We start from the raw sequence: 16,254 nt of genomic DNA on the forward strand, positions 1-16,254 counted from the left end.
CCGTTACCCGATTGGCTGAGCTTTGACCCAGAAACCGGGGCCTTGAGTGGCACACCGGATGAGCAAGATGTGGAGAACCTAGAAATTCGGCTCACGGCGGATGATGGTCAGGGCAATCAGGTCCCGAATACCTTTGCACTGGTGGTTGATGAAGATATCGCAGAAAACCGGGCACCGGAGGTAACGATTCCTATACCGGACCAAAATGCTACAGCCGGAGAAGCATTTAGCTTTGCAATTCCCGAGGAGACCTTTACGGATCCTGAAGGGGACCCGTTAACCGTTACGGCAACCTTGGCCGATGGTTCACCGTTACCCGATTGGCTGAGCTTTGACCCAGAAACCGGGGCCTTGAGTGGCACACCGGATGAGCAAGATGTGGAGAATCTAGAAATTCGGCTCACGGCGGATGATGGTCAAGGAAATCAGGTCCCGAATACCTTTGCACTGGTGGTTGATGAAGGCATTGATGAGAATATTCGGCCAGAGGTCAACCTGAATCCGGAGGCACCCGGGGTGGATACGACAGTGACCTTTGATCCGGAAGCGGAGGGAGTGCCGATCGCCGAAAAGAGTCGGGTGACTGACCCGGATCCAGAAAATAACACCCTCACCAGTGCCACTATTGAGATCGCTAACCTGATCGACGGGGATGCGGAAGAACTCATCGTCGATACAGAAGGGACAAATATTACAGCCACCGTTGAAAATGGCGTAGTAACCCTCACCGGCGATGATGATGTAGAAAATTACGAGCGAGTGCTACAACGGATCCGGTACAACAACACCGCCGAGAACCCCGACCTCACCCCTCGTAATATCGAAATCGTAGTCAGTGATGGAATTAATCAGAGTCCGGTTGCAATTGCAACCGTAGAGTTTCCACCTCCGGCTGCTTTGGAAATCACCAAAACCGTCAGCGATCCAGAGGCGACGATTGGAGAAGAACTCAGCTATACCGTCACCTTAACGAATCAAGGGGGGACGCCCGCCACAGGAATCACGGTGACTGAATCATTACCCAACTGGCTGACCGACGTTACCTTCACGCCGACGGAAGGGAACACCTATGACCCGACTGCGGATGTTTGGACCATTCCTCGGTTAGAAGGGGGAGAAACTACAACCCTGACTATCTCGGGTATCCTCTCACGCTGGGGAACGATTCCCAATCGCGCGCAGATCACAGCCGTTGACCAAGGGCAACCGAACGCAGAGGTGGCATTTGCTGAGGCAATTTCCCCCCTTCCTGGCCCAGATATTAGCTTAAGCAACATGACATTAGGCTATGGGGGATTGGTCATTTACGGTGAGAACCCCGGTGATTTGAGCGGCAGAAATGTCTCTTCTGCTGGGGATATCAACAGCGATGGCTTTAATGACATCTTAATTGGTACGCGCTTTGGCGATCGCCCTGACGGCACCAAAAGCGCTGGGCGAGCGTATGTTCTCTTCGGTGGTCCCGACATCGGCCCCCAAATAGACTTACGGGACCTAAACGGAAGCAATGGCTTTGCAATCTACGGTGTTGACAAAGACGACGCGATCGGACGAGCAGTCAGCAATGCCGGGGATATCAACGGCGATGGCTTTGACGACATTATGGTGGCCTCGCGCTTTGCCGATGGGCCTAATAATGACAGGGAGAACGCGGGAGAAAGTTATATCATCTTTGGCGGTAATCAGTTTGATGCCCCTATAGACCTCGCTACCCTGGACGGTACCAATGGCTTTACTATTTTTGGTCGCGAAGAAGGAGACCAGAGTGGTCGGGATGTCCACGCCGGTGATATTAATGGCGATGGTGTGGATGACCTGCTGATTGGGGCGTTTAGTGCCGATGGGCCTAATAATACAAGGCCGGATGCGGGAGAAACTTATGTCATTTTTGGTGGAGCTGACACTTTTAACGCCGAGATGGACCTTGCCAACTTGGAACTCGATGGGACGAATGGGTTTACCGTGTTCGGTGCTCAGGCGGGTGAACGCAGTGGTCGATCGCCCCGGAGTGCCGGAGATATCAACGGTGATGGTTATAATGACCTGCTGATTGGCGCTCCCCAATCCGATGACGATGGCGGTGACGAGGTTGGAGCAACCTATCTTGTCTACGGGGGTCCCACTTTTAATGCCACGGTTGACCTGGCAGACATAAACGGCACTAATGGTGTCCGCATCTCGGGTATCAATGCTGGTGATTTGAGTGGCCGAGCACTGAGCAACGCGGGAGATATCAATGGCGATGGCTTGGATGACATGATTATTGGCGCTCAAGGGGCCAATGATGAAGCTGGGGAGAGTTATGTGATTTTTGGCTCCACTAACTTACCGCCTACCCTTGACCTGGGTACTCTAAATGGAACCAATGGGTTTACTATCTCCGGTATCAATGCCGGTGACTTGAGCGGCAGGTCCGTGTCTAATGCAGGAGATATCAACGGTGATGGCTATGATGACCTGATTATTAACGCTTCTTTAGCACCGGGTTTGGAGGGTGAACAGGAAGCGGGTCAAAGTTACGTTCTCTTTGGCGGCACTACCTTTAACGCATCCCTCGATTTGGAGCAGATTGATGGCACCAACGGGTTTACCCTCTATGGGATTGAGGCTAACAATCGGACCGGGCGATCGGTCAGCGCTGGCGATGTTAATGGCGACGGGTTCGATGATGTGCTCGTCGGTGCTCCGGAAGGGGATGGTCCCAACGGTACCCGGGATAATGCTGGGGAAACATACATCATGTATGGTGGCGATTTCACAGGTGCTGTCACCCAGCATGGCGGTATCGGTAACGATTCGTTGACTGGAACTGCTGCGGCAGATGTGATCATCGGCGCACAAGGGGACGATACCCTGATTGGTGGCGGGGGTGCTGACGTCATCTATGGCGGTTCTGGAAACCATCTCATCACGGTTGCTGATAGTGACTTCCGTCGCCTGGAGGGCGGCAGTGGAGAGGACTCTCTCCGTCTGGATGGGGATAATTTTGCTTTCGATTTGACGACGATTGCTGATAATCGGATTCACGACATCGAGACGATTGATCTCAATGGTGCCAACAATAGCTTGAACCTGGATCAGATTCATGTTCTTCACCTTTCGGACCGGCGCAATCGTGTGATTGTGACGGGAGAAGAGACCAACGCTGTGACTGCATCGGGCAATTGGGTTGCTGGGGCTGCTCAGGCGATCGGCAACGATACCTACAATGTTTATACCTCGGGCAAAGCCCAGTTGTGGGTGGAGGAGGCGATCGCTCAAGATGGTATTTCCGTAATCGGATGATTATCTCAGTTTGAGCGGTAATGTTCGGGGGGGTTCCTGTAAAGAGGGAACCCCCCCGATTTGCTGATGTTTAATGTTAAGAGACTCAAAAAAACAGACCTCCAGGCGATCGCGAATCAATCCACAACCTGGGCTCCTGGTTCCGAGGGCGATCGCCCTTGATACTCGGAGTTGATTGGGGTTGAATAGACCGATTTTAACCGTTCTTACGGGGTGATTTGATTGGGGGTATCGGGATTAGCCGGGGATTCCTCTCCCGTCGGGAAAGAAGCCACCAATAGTCCAAACAGGACCGCCCCAATCAGCAGTAAAAATCCACCAATCATTTGGGCTTGTCTGACCAGTTTTCGTCCCGTAGGAGTTTCCGTAAAATTGGCCTCTTCGTGAGAGATGGCTTCCTCTGCCACCTGGCGATCGCGTGGGGTTGGGTTTCTAGGTCGATTATTCATCAAACGTTGTCCCTCTATTTTATCTAAGAATTTACTCTTAGTTTCTCTAGTTGAACCCCCCCTGTCATCTATCCCCAGAGTAATTTTAAAAACCCAATTCGGTCATCTTGACCCTAATTTAATCTAATTAAAATTTTCTTTCAAGTTAATAAATTTGATAAAATTGTGTTGAAATTTATACGGAAAATTACAATTTTATAGGGCAGTATCATTACAGTTTAATATGATTTACGCAATTCAATTTATGGGTAATTCGCCAATCGTCCGCCGTATAGATTGTTTTTTGTGTAAATGAATTAAAAAATCTGCGGCTTTATTTAAATCAATAACTTCAACAAAAAATGATAAATTTTACCCAATATTGTAGCATAGAAAGTTTTATATCTAGCTCTTAATTTGTGATAAATTTTGTGATAAGTATTTTCAAAACTTGCTCTAAATCTACTATTCATCTGCCACTTTTTCATCCAAAGCTTGGCGAGCAATTCGGGTGACGTAAAGCGTCACGGCAATAGTAGCGATTAAGCCCAAGATACGAATGCCCCATTGAATACTTGGATTAGTCGGTTGATTTTCTGTACCAATTCTTGCCAAATCCCCAGCTAAAGAGCCAATATAAACATACATCACCGTTCCGGGAATCATGCCAATTGAACCCAAACTATAGTCTTTCAAAGAAACCCCCGTAATCCCAAAGGCATAATTCAATAGATTAAAGGGAAAAATGGGGGAAAGACGAGTCAGGAGGACGATTTTTAACCCTTCTCTGGCAACCGCTTTATCAATCGCCGCAAATTTTTGATTGCCCTCAATTTTTTGGCTAATCCACCCTCTTGCCAGATAGCGCCCGACTAAAAAAGCTGCGATCGCCCCCAAAGTTGCCCCAACAAAAACGTACACCGAACCCAGTACCACCCCAAACACGACTCCTGCACCCAACGTCAGAATCGACCCCGGTAAAAAGGCAACCGTTGCCGCAATATAAATGGCGATAAATGCAATACCACCTACCACCCCCAAACCTTCAATCCAAGTTAACGCATTCAGGAACAGTTGTTGCAGGTTGAATCCGTCTGACCCTCCCCCACTTTCTGCCAAGGCAGGCGTGGTCATTAAAAAATAGGTAACTGCACTTATTCCCACCCAAGACATCCTCTTAATTCTTCTCTGTGATTATATCCGATTTGGGGGCATATTCATTGTTTTAGCAGCATCCGCCGCCGGTGTAATACCAAGTCGATTCAGTAATCATCATGAGATTGGCAGGAAATTTCTGTCCTAAATTTGCAGCAGTTTTGTCACAAACTGCCACTGGAATGCCTCGTTGCAGTAAATGTCCCGCGCCATCATCTAACATCGCTTCTTCTCCGGCATAAATGGCAGTTTTGCCGGTAAAAACACAAGCGCCATCATCAGGAATTGGCACTTTGAAGGAGACAGAATCTAAACTTTCTAAGAGTAGGGGTTCATCCAGATTATAATTCTGAGTATCCAACAGGCGATAAGGACGACGGGCGCGAATTTCGATTTGACCAAACCCGACCCCAATCAAGTGTTGAATGTACTCTTCGTAAGAGAGTGCACCGGATAAGCAAAGGGCGCGTAATCGTTCATCTTGTTGGAGATGAGGAGGAATGGGACGGGTGGCGATCGGGTCACTCATAATCAATCTTCCCCCGGGTTTCAAGACGCGATATGCTTCGGATAATGCCTGTTGCAAATCCGCCGGTTCAAAGATATTAAACAAACAGTTTTGTGCTACTACATCCACGGAAGCATCCGGCACGGGTAAGGCAAACGCATCTCCCGCCAAAATTTGTACAAATTCCGGATTAAACCAGGCATTTTCTTTTGCAGCAATCTGTAAATTTCGCGTCGCCGCTTCCCGCATTTCTGACACGGGATCGACAGCAATCACTCCTCCCGGTTGACGACAGAAATAAGCAAACTGAAGGGCTTCGATGCCACCGCCGACGCCAATATAAAGAACCCTGGGTTCTCCAAATAACTCGGTGGGATGAACCGTTGAACCACAGCCATAGTTCATCTGCTGCATGATTTTGGGAATTTTTAATCCCGGTAATTGCAGCGGTGGAGTGCTAACACAACAGAGTCCCTCTTGCGGGGTTTCGGCAGCTTCGGCGTAGAATTGGGCAGTTGTTTCTAAATAGCTCATAAATTAGGTTGAGGTGAATAAAAAAATCAGCAATTAATTCAAAAATAGCCGATTAACGGAGATAGTTCAACTGAATTTGGTTAATAGCTTCAGTAGGGATTGAGTGCGAGGGGTGAGTAAGGTGCGCCGATAGGCATCGGCAGCTTTTTTAATCGCTTCTGCCTGAGTGGGATAGGGATGAATCACGGTGGATAAGGCACTGAGTCCCTGTTTAGTGGCGATCGCCAAGGTGATTTCACTAATCATTTCCCCAGCATGACGCGCCACAATGGTTGCCCCTAGAATTTGGTCAGAACCGCGTTTATGGAGGATTTTGACAAACCCTTCCGTTTCCCCATCCGCCAAAGCGCGATCGACGTTACTCAAAGGAATGGTAATCGTATTGGTTTCTAAACCCTTCTCTTGCGCATCCTTCTCATACAATCCCACATGAGCAATCTCTGGATCAGTATAGGTCACCCAAGGCATCACTAAACTACTCAGTTTACTTCGTCCTAACCCAAAAGGAGAAAACAAGGTATTTTTAATCACAATTCGCGCCGCTGCATCCGCTGCATGAGTAAATTTCCAGTTCATGCAAATGTCACCCGCCGCATAAATGCGCGGATTGGTGGTTTGCAAATAGTCATCCACAACCACACCCCGACGGGCATCATAATTAACCCCAACCGCCTCTAAATTCAAGCCATCAACATTGGGAGTCCGTCCAGCCCCAACTAGAATTTCATCTACAACTACGGTGTTAATTTTATCATTTTGCCGGTAATGGATGATTTTACCAGCATTGGTTGTTTCCACCTTTTCTAAAGTGCAATCTAGAACTAACTTCAGATTGTCCTGTAATAACTGTTGTTGGACTATTTCCGCCGCATCGGCATCTTCGCGATCAAGCAGATGTCCATGCTTATGAAATAAAGTAACTTGACTGCCAAGGCGTTGAAATGCCTGGGCGAGTTCGCATCCAATAGGACCTCCCCCAATCACCGCTAATCGAGGGGGACATTCGGTGAGGGAAAAGACAGTTTCATTGGTTAAATAACCAGATTCTGCTAATCCAGGGATTTCAGGACGAGTGGCACGAGCACCGGTGGCGATTACTGCTTTTTTAAATGGGAGGCGGGTTGTTTTAACGGCGATCGCGCCACTCTCCACAAACTCAGCCCGTCCTAAAAATACATCAATGCCTAAATTCCGAAACCGTTCCGCAGAATCATGATGGCTAATTCCCGCCCGAATGCGCCGCATTCGCTGCATCACTGCCGCAAAATCAATATCAATAACATCTGGAGACTGAATCCCAAATGCAGTCGCCTCTCGCATCTGCGCCACCACCCGGGATGAGCGAATTAGACATTTAGAGGGGACACAACCGACATTCAGGCAATCCCCCCCCATCAAGCTTTTTTCAATCAGGGCAACTTTTAATCCCAAACCTAACCCGGCAGCACCTGCCGCCACCACCAGTCCAGCAGTTCCCGCGCCAATCACAACTAAATCATAACGGTCCACAGGGGAAGGATTGACCCAATCGATGGGATGAACATGAGACATTAGGGATTGATTGTACTCATCTAACGGTTGGAGAGCTGGTGCTTGTTCAATTGAAATGGTCATTTAGGGATTAATTTGTTAAATTTAAGAGATGACAAAGGGCAAACACCTAGCAACATATCCGGTGTTTAAATCATTATGACAATAACATTTAATTTGGTTGACCATCTTGCTCCCTAAGACTCCTCGCCAGCAAGATGCTCCGACTCATGCCTAAACAGACGGCTTGCACAATTCCGAAAAGCCCCCGTTGCATCGTAAGATTGGGGTCTGGAGACAATTCGGCAAGCAGTTGATTCGTCTCAACCGACTTAAACTCAACCGAAAATAGACCCAATTATTTGCAGCCGGAAATATTTTGGCATAATGGAATTTCTGCCTGGAGGTTTGGCGAAATAGCCAGTCCCTTGCTTGAACCGGCGGCAGTGGCTCTCATTCAGAGGGAAACTTCATCAACCGCGTAAGCTGGGGATTTGACTCAGGATATGCTGGAGTTTCTCAATCCTTTCCACATCCCAGACCCCCGAATCTCAATAAAAACAACACTCAGGAGCGATTCATGGTTCAAACGGTTATTACTCCATTTTCTCATAAAATCGGTTCCCCTTTAACGAAAAATGAAATTACAGTTTTACAAATTAATTTAGGAAAGCGCTGTAACCAGGCTTGCATTCACTGTCATGTAGAAGCCGGACCCAATCGCACCGAAGAACTTTCCTCGGAAGTCTGTGACCAACTAATTGAATTAATTCATCGCTTTGATTCGATTCAAACCGTAGACATCACCGGGGGCGCACCGGAAATGAACTATGGATTTAAGCCCTTAGTTGAGGCATCTCGTGCGACGAAAAAACAGGTAATTGTTCGTTCCAACCTGACAATATTTTTTGAAAAAGGTTTTGCCGACTTACCTGCCTATTTTGCCCAACATCAATTACAAGTTGTGGCATCGCTTCCTTGCTATTTATCTAAAAATGTTGATAAAATGCGGGGTAATGGGGTTTATGAACGCTCCATTCAAGGGATAAAGTTACTCAATGAGTTAGGCTATGGCTCAGATCCTCAGTTAATTTTAAACTTAGTCTATAATCCATCTCTACCCACCTCTCGCGACCAATTTTATTTACCCCCACCCCAAGAGAAATTAGAAGCCGATTATAAAACTTACTTGGCTGAACATTACGGCATAAGATTTAACCAGTTGTTGACCATCACAAATTTACCCATTGGCCGCACCAAGTTATATCTCCAACGCCAACAACTTCATCAACCTTACTTACAGTTCCTAGAGGATAACTTCAATCTCGAAACTGTTCCCCATCTGATGTGTCGCAATGAACTGTCTATCGACTATTTAGGCAATATTTATGACTGCGATTTTAATCAAATGGAAGGCATTCCGGCAAAAACGGCCAATGGCGAAACCCTCACCGTAGCAAAACTATTATCCGCAGGCCGTTTAGATTTACTCACCGAGGTAAAAACCGCTACCTTCTGTTACGGATGCACCGCTGGATGTGGATCGAGTTGTGGCGGCGCTTTGGTAGACTGACAAACCGAGTTGGCAAGGTATTAGTAGGTCTGTCGTTTCTATCCCGCCAGCGACCATCAAAGCCCTAACTCGGGGTGTTATCCCCTAGTTACCGGATAACACCCATCAGACCCGAGTTAGACCGCAAGTGCTGGACCAAAGGCTGCTGAGGATAGTTATAATGCTATTATATTGCCTGTCGCGGTAGTAGCTTACAACTTGTCTGTAGGGCGGTTGCTTAATAGTACACCCAGGACCCAAAAATTTATTTTCTACCATAGAAAACCTATAATTCACGTTTAACTTACCCATTTTGATGATATGCACGAAGTCTTTATCGACTTAGATGAACTGATATTACGATGCAGAGACAAGGTATCGAGAAAATTTATTCAAGAAGCCGTTTCCTGTTATCGTGCTGGTGCATTTCGTTCTTGTATTGTGGCAACCTGGAATGCAGTAGTTTTTGACTTTCTACACAAGCTGAGAGAGTTAGAGCTTTTTGGAGATAAAGAAGCGGAGAGATTACTCCAAGAATTTGATAAATTTAGAAGTTCAGGTAATAAGTTTAAAGAGCTTTGGAAATTTGAGTCTGACATTCCAGAAGTGGCGCTCACAAAATTTGAGTTAATTTCAACTGTAGAGCAATCAGATATTAAAAGGTTGTTTGAAGACCGCAGCCGATGTGCTCATCCTTCCATGACTTCTTTAGAGGAGCCATTTGAAGCAACAGCCGAACTAGCACGTTACCACTTGAGAAGTGCAGTAACCCATCTTTTAGCGCGTCCACCTGTCCAAGGACGTGCTGCTCGTGATAGAATTTTTCAGGATATTGAATCAGAATACTTTCCAACAGATCCAGAATCAGCAAGTAAATATTTTCAAAAAGGTCCTTTGGCTCGTGCTCGATTGACTTTAGTCAGAGATATCGTTCTTGGCTTGACAACAGACTTATTAATAAAAGAGCGCTCAGAAGATGAGAAATTACGTCAATTTTCCGCTCTGAATGCTGTATCAATTATGTATCCTCAACAAACCAGAGATATATTAAATGATAAATTATCTGATATTATCATTAATAAAGTTACAGACGAAAAGTGGGATAAAACCATTATTTATCTGGGCAGCATTACGGCTTGGGACTTCCTGAGTGAACCCTGTAGATTAAAAGCACAATCTTATATAGATAAACTTGAAATTTATCAAGCCAATCAAAGTTTTTTAACAAAATTTTATAAACCAAAGGAATTGTCAGAAAAATTTTTATTGATATTAATAAAAGCCTCTCAAATAGAGTTTTTAAAAGAATTAGTAATCCAAAAATTTCATATCCCTTTAATGGATTTACTTTCATTAAAGGAAATTTGCAAGGATGAAGTCTTTAAAGAAAAGATAATCCTTCCTATTCTACGAGATTTATCTTTGCAAGCTACTTTAGATGAGTTACTATCAATGATAGCTGATTCTTCATTCAGCTCAGATGAAACCATTAAATTTTATATAAATAACAAAATTAAGGACTCTTCTCTAAAGGAATTAATAGAGATTTTATATTATCCCAACCTAGAGCAGTGGGTTTTTGATCTAATCGATTCTGAGTTAGAGGTGAAGATCTCTAAAAGCTATGCTTCAAATTCAGAAAATTTACTTTTATCAAAAAACATAGAGCCATTAATAGAGTTAAAATCTGTTTATAAATATTTAAAATGTGAATTTAAAACGAATGTAATAGATTTAATTAATAAATCTGTTTATCAATCGTTTGAAGAAGTATCATTTAATGATTTTTTATCTTTGCCCCGACAATATTGGAATGTAATTGACGAGGAGCAAATTAAAGTTTTACTAAAAAATAATACTGGAGCTTTAATCAATAAATTTGTAAATTCTAACAGATTTGACTCTGCTGAAACACATTCTATAATGATAGTTAAAATTGCTGAAAACTTAACTCCAGAGCAATGGAAGAATATTTTAGAAGCTTTTTTTGAAAATGATCAGATTTACTTTTCATGGAATTGCTATAAAAATTTTGAAGAATTATTTAAAAAATCTTGTAACCTGAGTAAGGAATTTAGGGAGCATTTAAAGCCTTACTGGATAACTTTTCGCGATGAGCTGAACAGGCTCGATTGGAATCCTAAAAACAGCCCAAAGCAACTTGTTTCTAATAGTAAAAGCCTAAAGGAATTGATCAACAATTATTACGGCTAATACATTCTCCAGTAGTTTGATACACCTAATTTAACAGGTTTGCTTGGAGACAGTCAAGCTCCTGGACCCAGACTAGATGAAATCGATCTGTCTGATTGTCTCAAATTGATAGAAGCAAATTTACTTTTAGCACTTAACCTGGGGGGTCTTTTACTCTCGCCCAAGTGGATGAAGTGTTGTTGAACACTCTGTCAATAATCTACCCTCAAAACAAATACTCAAAAACCGGGTTTCTAACTGTAGGGCTGTTCATGGAAACGAAGGGTCAGAAATCAGGTTTTTGAGCCGCCATTTCCGAAGGGCCAAAACTGAGTCCCTGTAACATCCATTATCCTCTATAGTTTTCCACAGCTTTCGGGAATTCATCCCTTTACCCCAATGAGGATAAACTTATTTTTTCTAGGATTCGGTATCTATTTTTACCGTTGCCCTTCAAAACTCTCTAAAAAGTTTTAAAAAAAATGGATAAACTCCCTAAAAATTTTTTGCTATTTTTTACTGAAAAAATATACGGATAAGGAAGGACATATCGGTCAATATAAATAGAAAAAGCATTCCTTCAATCCAGCCAAAAATGTAGAAAATCTGCCATTTGGAGGATTTCATCCCGACCCCAAAAGATTAAAAATTGAAAAGGGGACTGGCTACGATCGCCTTTAATCCCCACGGATCATTAGATCGCGCCACCCCCACCATAACCCGGTATCAACTAGCGAAATCGGCAGAAAATGACGTAAGAAATTAGCGGAGGAACCGAATCATGTACGAGCGAACCCTTGCCAACCTTCCCAGTAGACGACGACAGAATTCTCATGGCTTCAAAGCGGCCCTAGAACGCCACAATTCAGGATGGATACCTAGGGATGGACAGGAATCGACCGATCGCCAGCGTACACTCACAGAGGCGATCGCCCTCTATCACTCCACCGATCGCCAAACCACTCGGTTTTTAGCCACCGTTCTACAGGAAATGGAAAACGTCCAGGGCAACCCTACAGCCCTTTACCCCACCTTGGCAAGGCATGACGAACTCCTCAGCGATCGCTTTGCTGAACGTCTCTCTCGGGTTGTCATCGGCATTTTACCCACTCTGAACCAAAAACAAGCCATTGAGTTGGCTACAGTCCTGGTTAATCTAGGCGGCCAAATTTGGAACTATTCCGAAGGGAAAAAAGCCCACTTTATCGAAATTGCGATCGCCTGTGGTGAAACGGCCCTCCCCATGTTGCCCTGCAGTCGCCTCCAATCCCACCGCTGGGGAGCCACCCATGATAATCTCGCATTGGCTTATAGTGAGCGCTTACAGGGCGATCGCCTCGATAATCTCGCCCGGTCCTTCTCTCATTATCAACAGGCTGCAGAAGTCTTTATCCGTCACCCCTTTCCTCAACAGTGGCGGCATCTAATGTCTCGACTCTAACAACATCGTAGCGATCGCCGCATCCAGTGGATCACCCTGCTGAGGCGATCGCCCACAAAAAAAGCGAGAACTGGTTTCTCGCTTTTTGTTGCAAAGATAGCCGATAATTTGCCATCCTCAATATCCCAAAACGGTTAATTTGTCAACTACACCGTTGTGGTCGTCGAAGCAGCAAGTTCCTCTAACCGTTCCTGCTGATCCTGACTGATGCAAGATTGAATCACTTCCTCGATATCCCCTTCCAGGGTACTCATCAGAGTAAAATTCTGGCCCAGGCGGTGATCCGTAACCCGGTTATCCTTGTAATTGTAAGTGCGAATCTTTTCCGATCGCGCACCTGTTCCCACCTGCGATCGGCGCATCGAAGTCACCGCTTCCTGTTGTTCCGCCAACTTCAAATCGTACAACTTCGCCCGCAGAATCTGCATGGCTCGTTCCCGGTTTTGAAGCTGCGATCGCTCCTCCGTACAGAAAATCCGGATCCCCGTCGGCTTGTGGAACAAATCCACCGCCGTCTCCACCTTGTTAACGTTTTGACCCCCAGCGCCACCCGATCGCGCCGTCGTCAGTTCAATCTCCTTCGGGTCAATATGGATCTCCACCTCATCCACCTCCGGCATCACCGCAACCGTTGCCGTAGAAGTATGAACTCGACCTCCAGCTTCCGTCAGGGGGACCCGTTGCACCCGATGCACTCCCGCTTCAAACTTGAGCTTGCTATAAACCTGCTCTCCCTGAATTTCCAGGATCGCTTCTTTAAATCCACCCATATCCGCCGTGGACTCACTCAACATCTTCACGCGCCACCCTTGGGTTTCGGCATAGCGCGAATACATCCGCACCAAATCTCCCGCCCAAATACTGGCTTCATCGCCCCCAGTTCCAGCCCGAATTTCTAGCATGATGTTTTTATCATCATTCGGGTCCCGAGGCAGCAGCAAAACCTTCAGCCTGGTTTCAAGCTGGGTTAACTGCTCATCCAGTTCCGCTACTTCCAAGGCTGCCATCTGTTGCAATTCCAGATCGCTACTGGCTTCCTTGAGGACCTGCCTTGCGCCAATCAACTCCGCTTCCGTATTTTTCCAATTTTCATAAGTATTCACCACTGCCTCCAAAGAGGAGCGGGCTTTTGCCACTTTTTGAAACTCGTTCGGGTCTCTGGCGATATCGGGATCCGCCATCCGTCGAGTCAATTCGTGAAAAGTTTGTTCAACAGATTTTAATTTATCGAGTAGATAAGTTTCGGCCATAGAGCAGTCCTCAGTCTAGAAAGTAGGGAGCGCGTGGATTTCTAGCGGTTAGCTGATTAAACCATAGCAAAATATCAATTTGCTATTCCTCACAGCTAACAGCTAAAATACCCGAGCTACTTTTTAGTATTTTGACCGCCATCTCCACTGGTCGAGGTCATCCCGTACTTCCGACGGAAGCGTTCAATCCGTCCTTCAGTATCGATCACCTTTTGGGTGCCGGTATAGTAAGGATGATTTCCGGACCAGACATCTACATGAATTTCCGGCTTAGTCGAACCCACGGTCATGACAACTTCACCGTTGCAAATGACTTTAGCTTCTGGATACCATTCTGGATGAATTCCTGGTTTTGGCATGGTTTTGTTCTCCTTGAACCCGTCGCTTGTTCTGTTTTATTTTAGCTTTCTATGTCATTTGTCATTTGTCCTTTGGGAAAGACTAAGAACCAATGACCAAGAACCAATGACCAATGACCACTGACCAATGACCAACGACCATTGACCAATGACCTTACCGCTTGGAGTATTGAGGGGCCTTCCGAGCTTTGCGAAGACCATATTTTTTCCGTTCTTTGGCACGAGGGTCCCGGGTGAGATAGCCTTCCACCTTGAGAGGATGGCGATTTTCAGGATCGAGTTCGCACAGCGCACGAGCGACGCCTAAACGAATCGATTCCGATTGTCCCGTTAACCCACCGCCCCGGACATTCACCAGGACGTCATATTCATTTTCCAGTCCGAGGGTTTCCAGGGGGGCTTTGGTTGCACCCAGGTACCCGGCGTTGTACTGGAGATAGATTTCTGCTGTTTTGCCATTGATGGTCACGGTGCCGTTACCCGGAACGAGGCGCACTCGGGCGACGGAAGATTTCCGACGGCCCGTACCCCAATACATAACGCGGCCACTTTGTTGGATTCCTTGCATTAAGAATTACCTCCTGGAATAGTGTTGATGGTCAAAGTTTCAGGTTTTTGAGCGGCGTGAGGATGCTCACTCCCGGCATACACATTCAACTTGGTGAACAACTGACGTCCCAAGCTATTTTTGGGTAGCATTCCCTTGACTGCTTGCTCGATGATTCTCTCGGGCAAGCGATTTTGCAGTTTGGCAAAGGTCTCGGTTTTCATGCCGCCCGGTCTACCGGAATGGCGGCGGTAGAGTTTTTGGGTGCGTTTTTTGCCGGTGACTTCAATTTTTTCAGCGTTGACCACGATCACAAAATCACCTGTATCCATGTGAGGGGTATAGGTGGGTTTATTTTTACCGCGCAGGATGCGGGCGATTTCCACAGCCAACCGACCCAGACGCTGGTTGGCGGCATCGATGACATACCACTTTTGCTCGATGGAGCCTTGTGGTGGAAGGTAGGTTTTGTTCATGGTTAGTTTGTAGGTATCAGTTATCAATGAGCTGGGCTAATGGGTTGCAAAGGAGGCGACTACCTCAATGATGCCCCTTGCTTCGCCGGACCTTGGACTGAATATTGAATGAAAGCTCTATGGCAGCTTCATAACGGAGGGACTCAGGACAAACTCTGGCATCGTATCCCACCAAATGTCAGGGGGAAAGGGAGATTCAGGATAGGCCACTCGCAATAAGCATAGACCTTGGGCGGGGGAAGCATATTTAACTTCGGAGCGACGCTCATTCACCCACAGGTCTTTGAAGGATGAAGGGTCTCGCTCCGATGTCCCGACCTCAACCAGCAAGCCAACCAGTAGCCGCATCATCCCATAGAGGAACCCATTGGCTTGCACTTCGATCTGAACGAATGGACCCTGGCGATCGCATTTGGCTTCCTGTACCTCTACCCAGGAATGCTGGCGCTGCGACCCAGCCCGGTGAAAGGCTGCCAAATGATGATGACCCACCAAAGGGTTCAGGGCTTCTTGAATCAAAGATTCATCCAGGGGTGCATAATAATAATGCCAAGAAAACGGGCGCACGAACAAGTTCGGTTGCTTGTCGGTATAGAGGATGTATCGATAACGACGGGAAACCGCCGAAAATCGAGCGTGCCACTGGGAGTCTACCGCCGCCGATGCCCGGATCAAAATATCGTTGGGGAGACGGCTATTGAGTAGCCCCGCCCATCGCTCCGGTGGAATCGGACTGCTGGCTTCAAAATGAGCCACTTGAGCGGCTGCATGAACCCCTGTATCCGTTCTTCCGGCAGCAATCACGCGAGTGGGTTGCTTGAGGACCCCGGCCAGTACGGTTTCGATTTCCTCCTGTACCGTCCTTTGGTTTGGTTGCCGTTGCCACCCATGAAAATGAGTGCCCAGGTATTGAATGACCAGGGCAATTCTTTGGGTCAGCATCGTAGGATTGGAGGATTTATAGGAAACATGAGGGTTTAGCGCGAAGATTTTAGA

The 16,254-nt window shown here is 46.4% G+C and carries 13 protein-coding genes; 4 read left to right on the forward strand and 9 right to left on the reverse strand.

Translation table 11 applies throughout. The features are described 5' to 3' along the window. A partial coding sequence (locus NG795_RS23210) for a putative Ig domain-containing protein (protein WP_367291005.1) occupies positions 1-3,285 on the forward strand: 3,285 nt, incomplete at its 5' end. A 206-nt stretch (positions 3,286-3,491) separates the two neighbouring features. On the opposite strand, the gene NG795_RS23215 is transcribed toward NG795_RS23210, so the two are convergent. The 4 genes from NG795_RS23215 to NG795_RS23230 all read right to left on the reverse strand — a co-directional run bounded on the left by NG795_RS23215 (position 3,492) and on the right by NG795_RS23230 (position 7,524). Continuing rightward, positions 3,492-3,734, reverse strand: coding sequence for a hypothetical protein (locus NG795_RS23215; protein ID WP_367291006.1), 243 nt, complete (start codon positions 3,732-3,734; stop codon positions 3,492-3,494). A gap of 444 nt (positions 3,735-4,178) precedes the next feature. Then, complete coding sequence (locus tag NG795_RS23220; protein WP_367291076.1) at positions 4,179-4,847, reverse strand: TVP38/TMEM64 family protein; 669 nt, start codon at positions 4,845-4,847, stop codon at positions 4,179-4,181. 91 nt (positions 4,848-4,938) lie between these two features. Then, a complete protein-coding gene (gene arsM, locus NG795_RS23225; RefSeq protein WP_367291007.1) occupies positions 4,939-5,910 on the reverse strand; it encodes an arsenosugar biosynthesis arsenite methyltransferase ArsM in 972 nt (323 codons plus the stop codon). 66 nt (positions 5,911-5,976) lie between these two features. Further along, positions 5,977-7,524 (reverse strand): mercuric reductase, encoded by a 1,548-nt coding sequence (locus tag NG795_RS23230; RefSeq protein WP_367291008.1) that lies wholly within the window; start codon positions 7,522-7,524, stop codon positions 5,977-5,979. Positions 7,525-8,020: 496 nt separating this feature from the next. On the opposite strand from NG795_RS23230, the gene arsS reads away from it, so the two are divergent. The 3 genes from arsS (at position 8,021) to NG795_RS23245 (ending at position 12,626) form a co-directional block, all read left to right on the forward strand. Then, positions 8,021-9,013, forward strand: coding sequence for an arsenosugar biosynthesis radical SAM (seleno)protein ArsS (gene arsS / locus NG795_RS23235; RefSeq protein WP_367291009.1), 993 nt, complete (start codon positions 8,021-8,023; stop codon positions 9,011-9,013). 300 nt (positions 9,014-9,313) lie between these two features. Beyond that, positions 9,314-11,206: a hypothetical protein gene (locus tag NG795_RS23240; protein WP_367291010.1), complete on the forward strand. Its 1,893-nt coding sequence runs from the start codon at positions 9,314-9,316 to the stop codon at positions 11,204-11,206. 760 nt (positions 11,207-11,966) lie between these two features. Next, entirely contained in the window at positions 11,967-12,626 is a 660-nt protein-coding gene (locus NG795_RS23245; RefSeq protein WP_367291011.1) for a hypothetical protein, read from the forward strand. Positions 12,627-12,772: 146 nt separating this feature from the next. On the opposite strand, the gene prfA is transcribed toward NG795_RS23245, so the two are convergent. The 5 genes from prfA to truA all read right to left on the reverse strand — a co-directional run bounded on the left by prfA (position 12,773) and on the right by truA (position 16,200). Next, positions 12,773-13,876, reverse strand: a complete 1,104-nt coding sequence (prfA, locus tag NG795_RS23250) for a peptide chain release factor 1 (protein WP_367291012.1) — start codon at positions 13,874-13,876, stop codon at positions 12,773-12,775. A gap of 116 nt (positions 13,877-13,992) precedes the next feature. After that, complete coding sequence (rpmE, locus tag NG795_RS23255; RefSeq protein WP_367291013.1) at positions 13,993-14,235, reverse strand: 50S ribosomal protein L31; 243 nt, start codon at positions 14,233-14,235, stop codon at positions 13,993-13,995. Between the two features lie 154 nt (positions 14,236-14,389). Continuing rightward, the gene (rpsI, locus tag NG795_RS23260; RefSeq protein WP_367291014.1) at positions 14,390-14,803 is read right to left on the reverse strand and encodes a 30S ribosomal protein S9; all 414 of its coding nucleotides are present in this window, start codon (positions 14,801-14,803) and stop codon (positions 14,390-14,392) included. Continuing rightward, positions 14,803-15,258: a 50S ribosomal protein L13 gene (gene rplM / locus NG795_RS23265; RefSeq protein ID WP_367291015.1), complete on the reverse strand. Its 456-nt coding sequence runs from the start codon at positions 15,256-15,258 to the stop codon at positions 14,803-14,805. Before rplM ends, rpsI begins: the two co-directional genes overlap by 1 nt. A gap of 117 nt (positions 15,259-15,375) precedes the next feature. Continuing rightward, positions 15,376-16,200 carry a tRNA pseudouridine(38-40) synthase TruA gene (gene truA, locus NG795_RS23270; protein ID WP_367291016.1) on the reverse strand — a complete coding sequence of 275 codons (825 nt, stop codon included), beginning with the start codon at positions 16,198-16,200 and terminating at the stop codon, positions 15,376-15,378. Positions 16,201-16,254 lie beyond the last annotated feature (54 nt).

It is taken from the genome of Laspinema palackyanum D2c (assembly GCF_025370875.1).
In the GTDB taxonomy this organism is placed as follows: Bacteria; Cyanobacteriota; Cyanobacteriia; order Cyanobacteriales; family Laspinemataceae; genus Laspinema; species Laspinema palackyanum.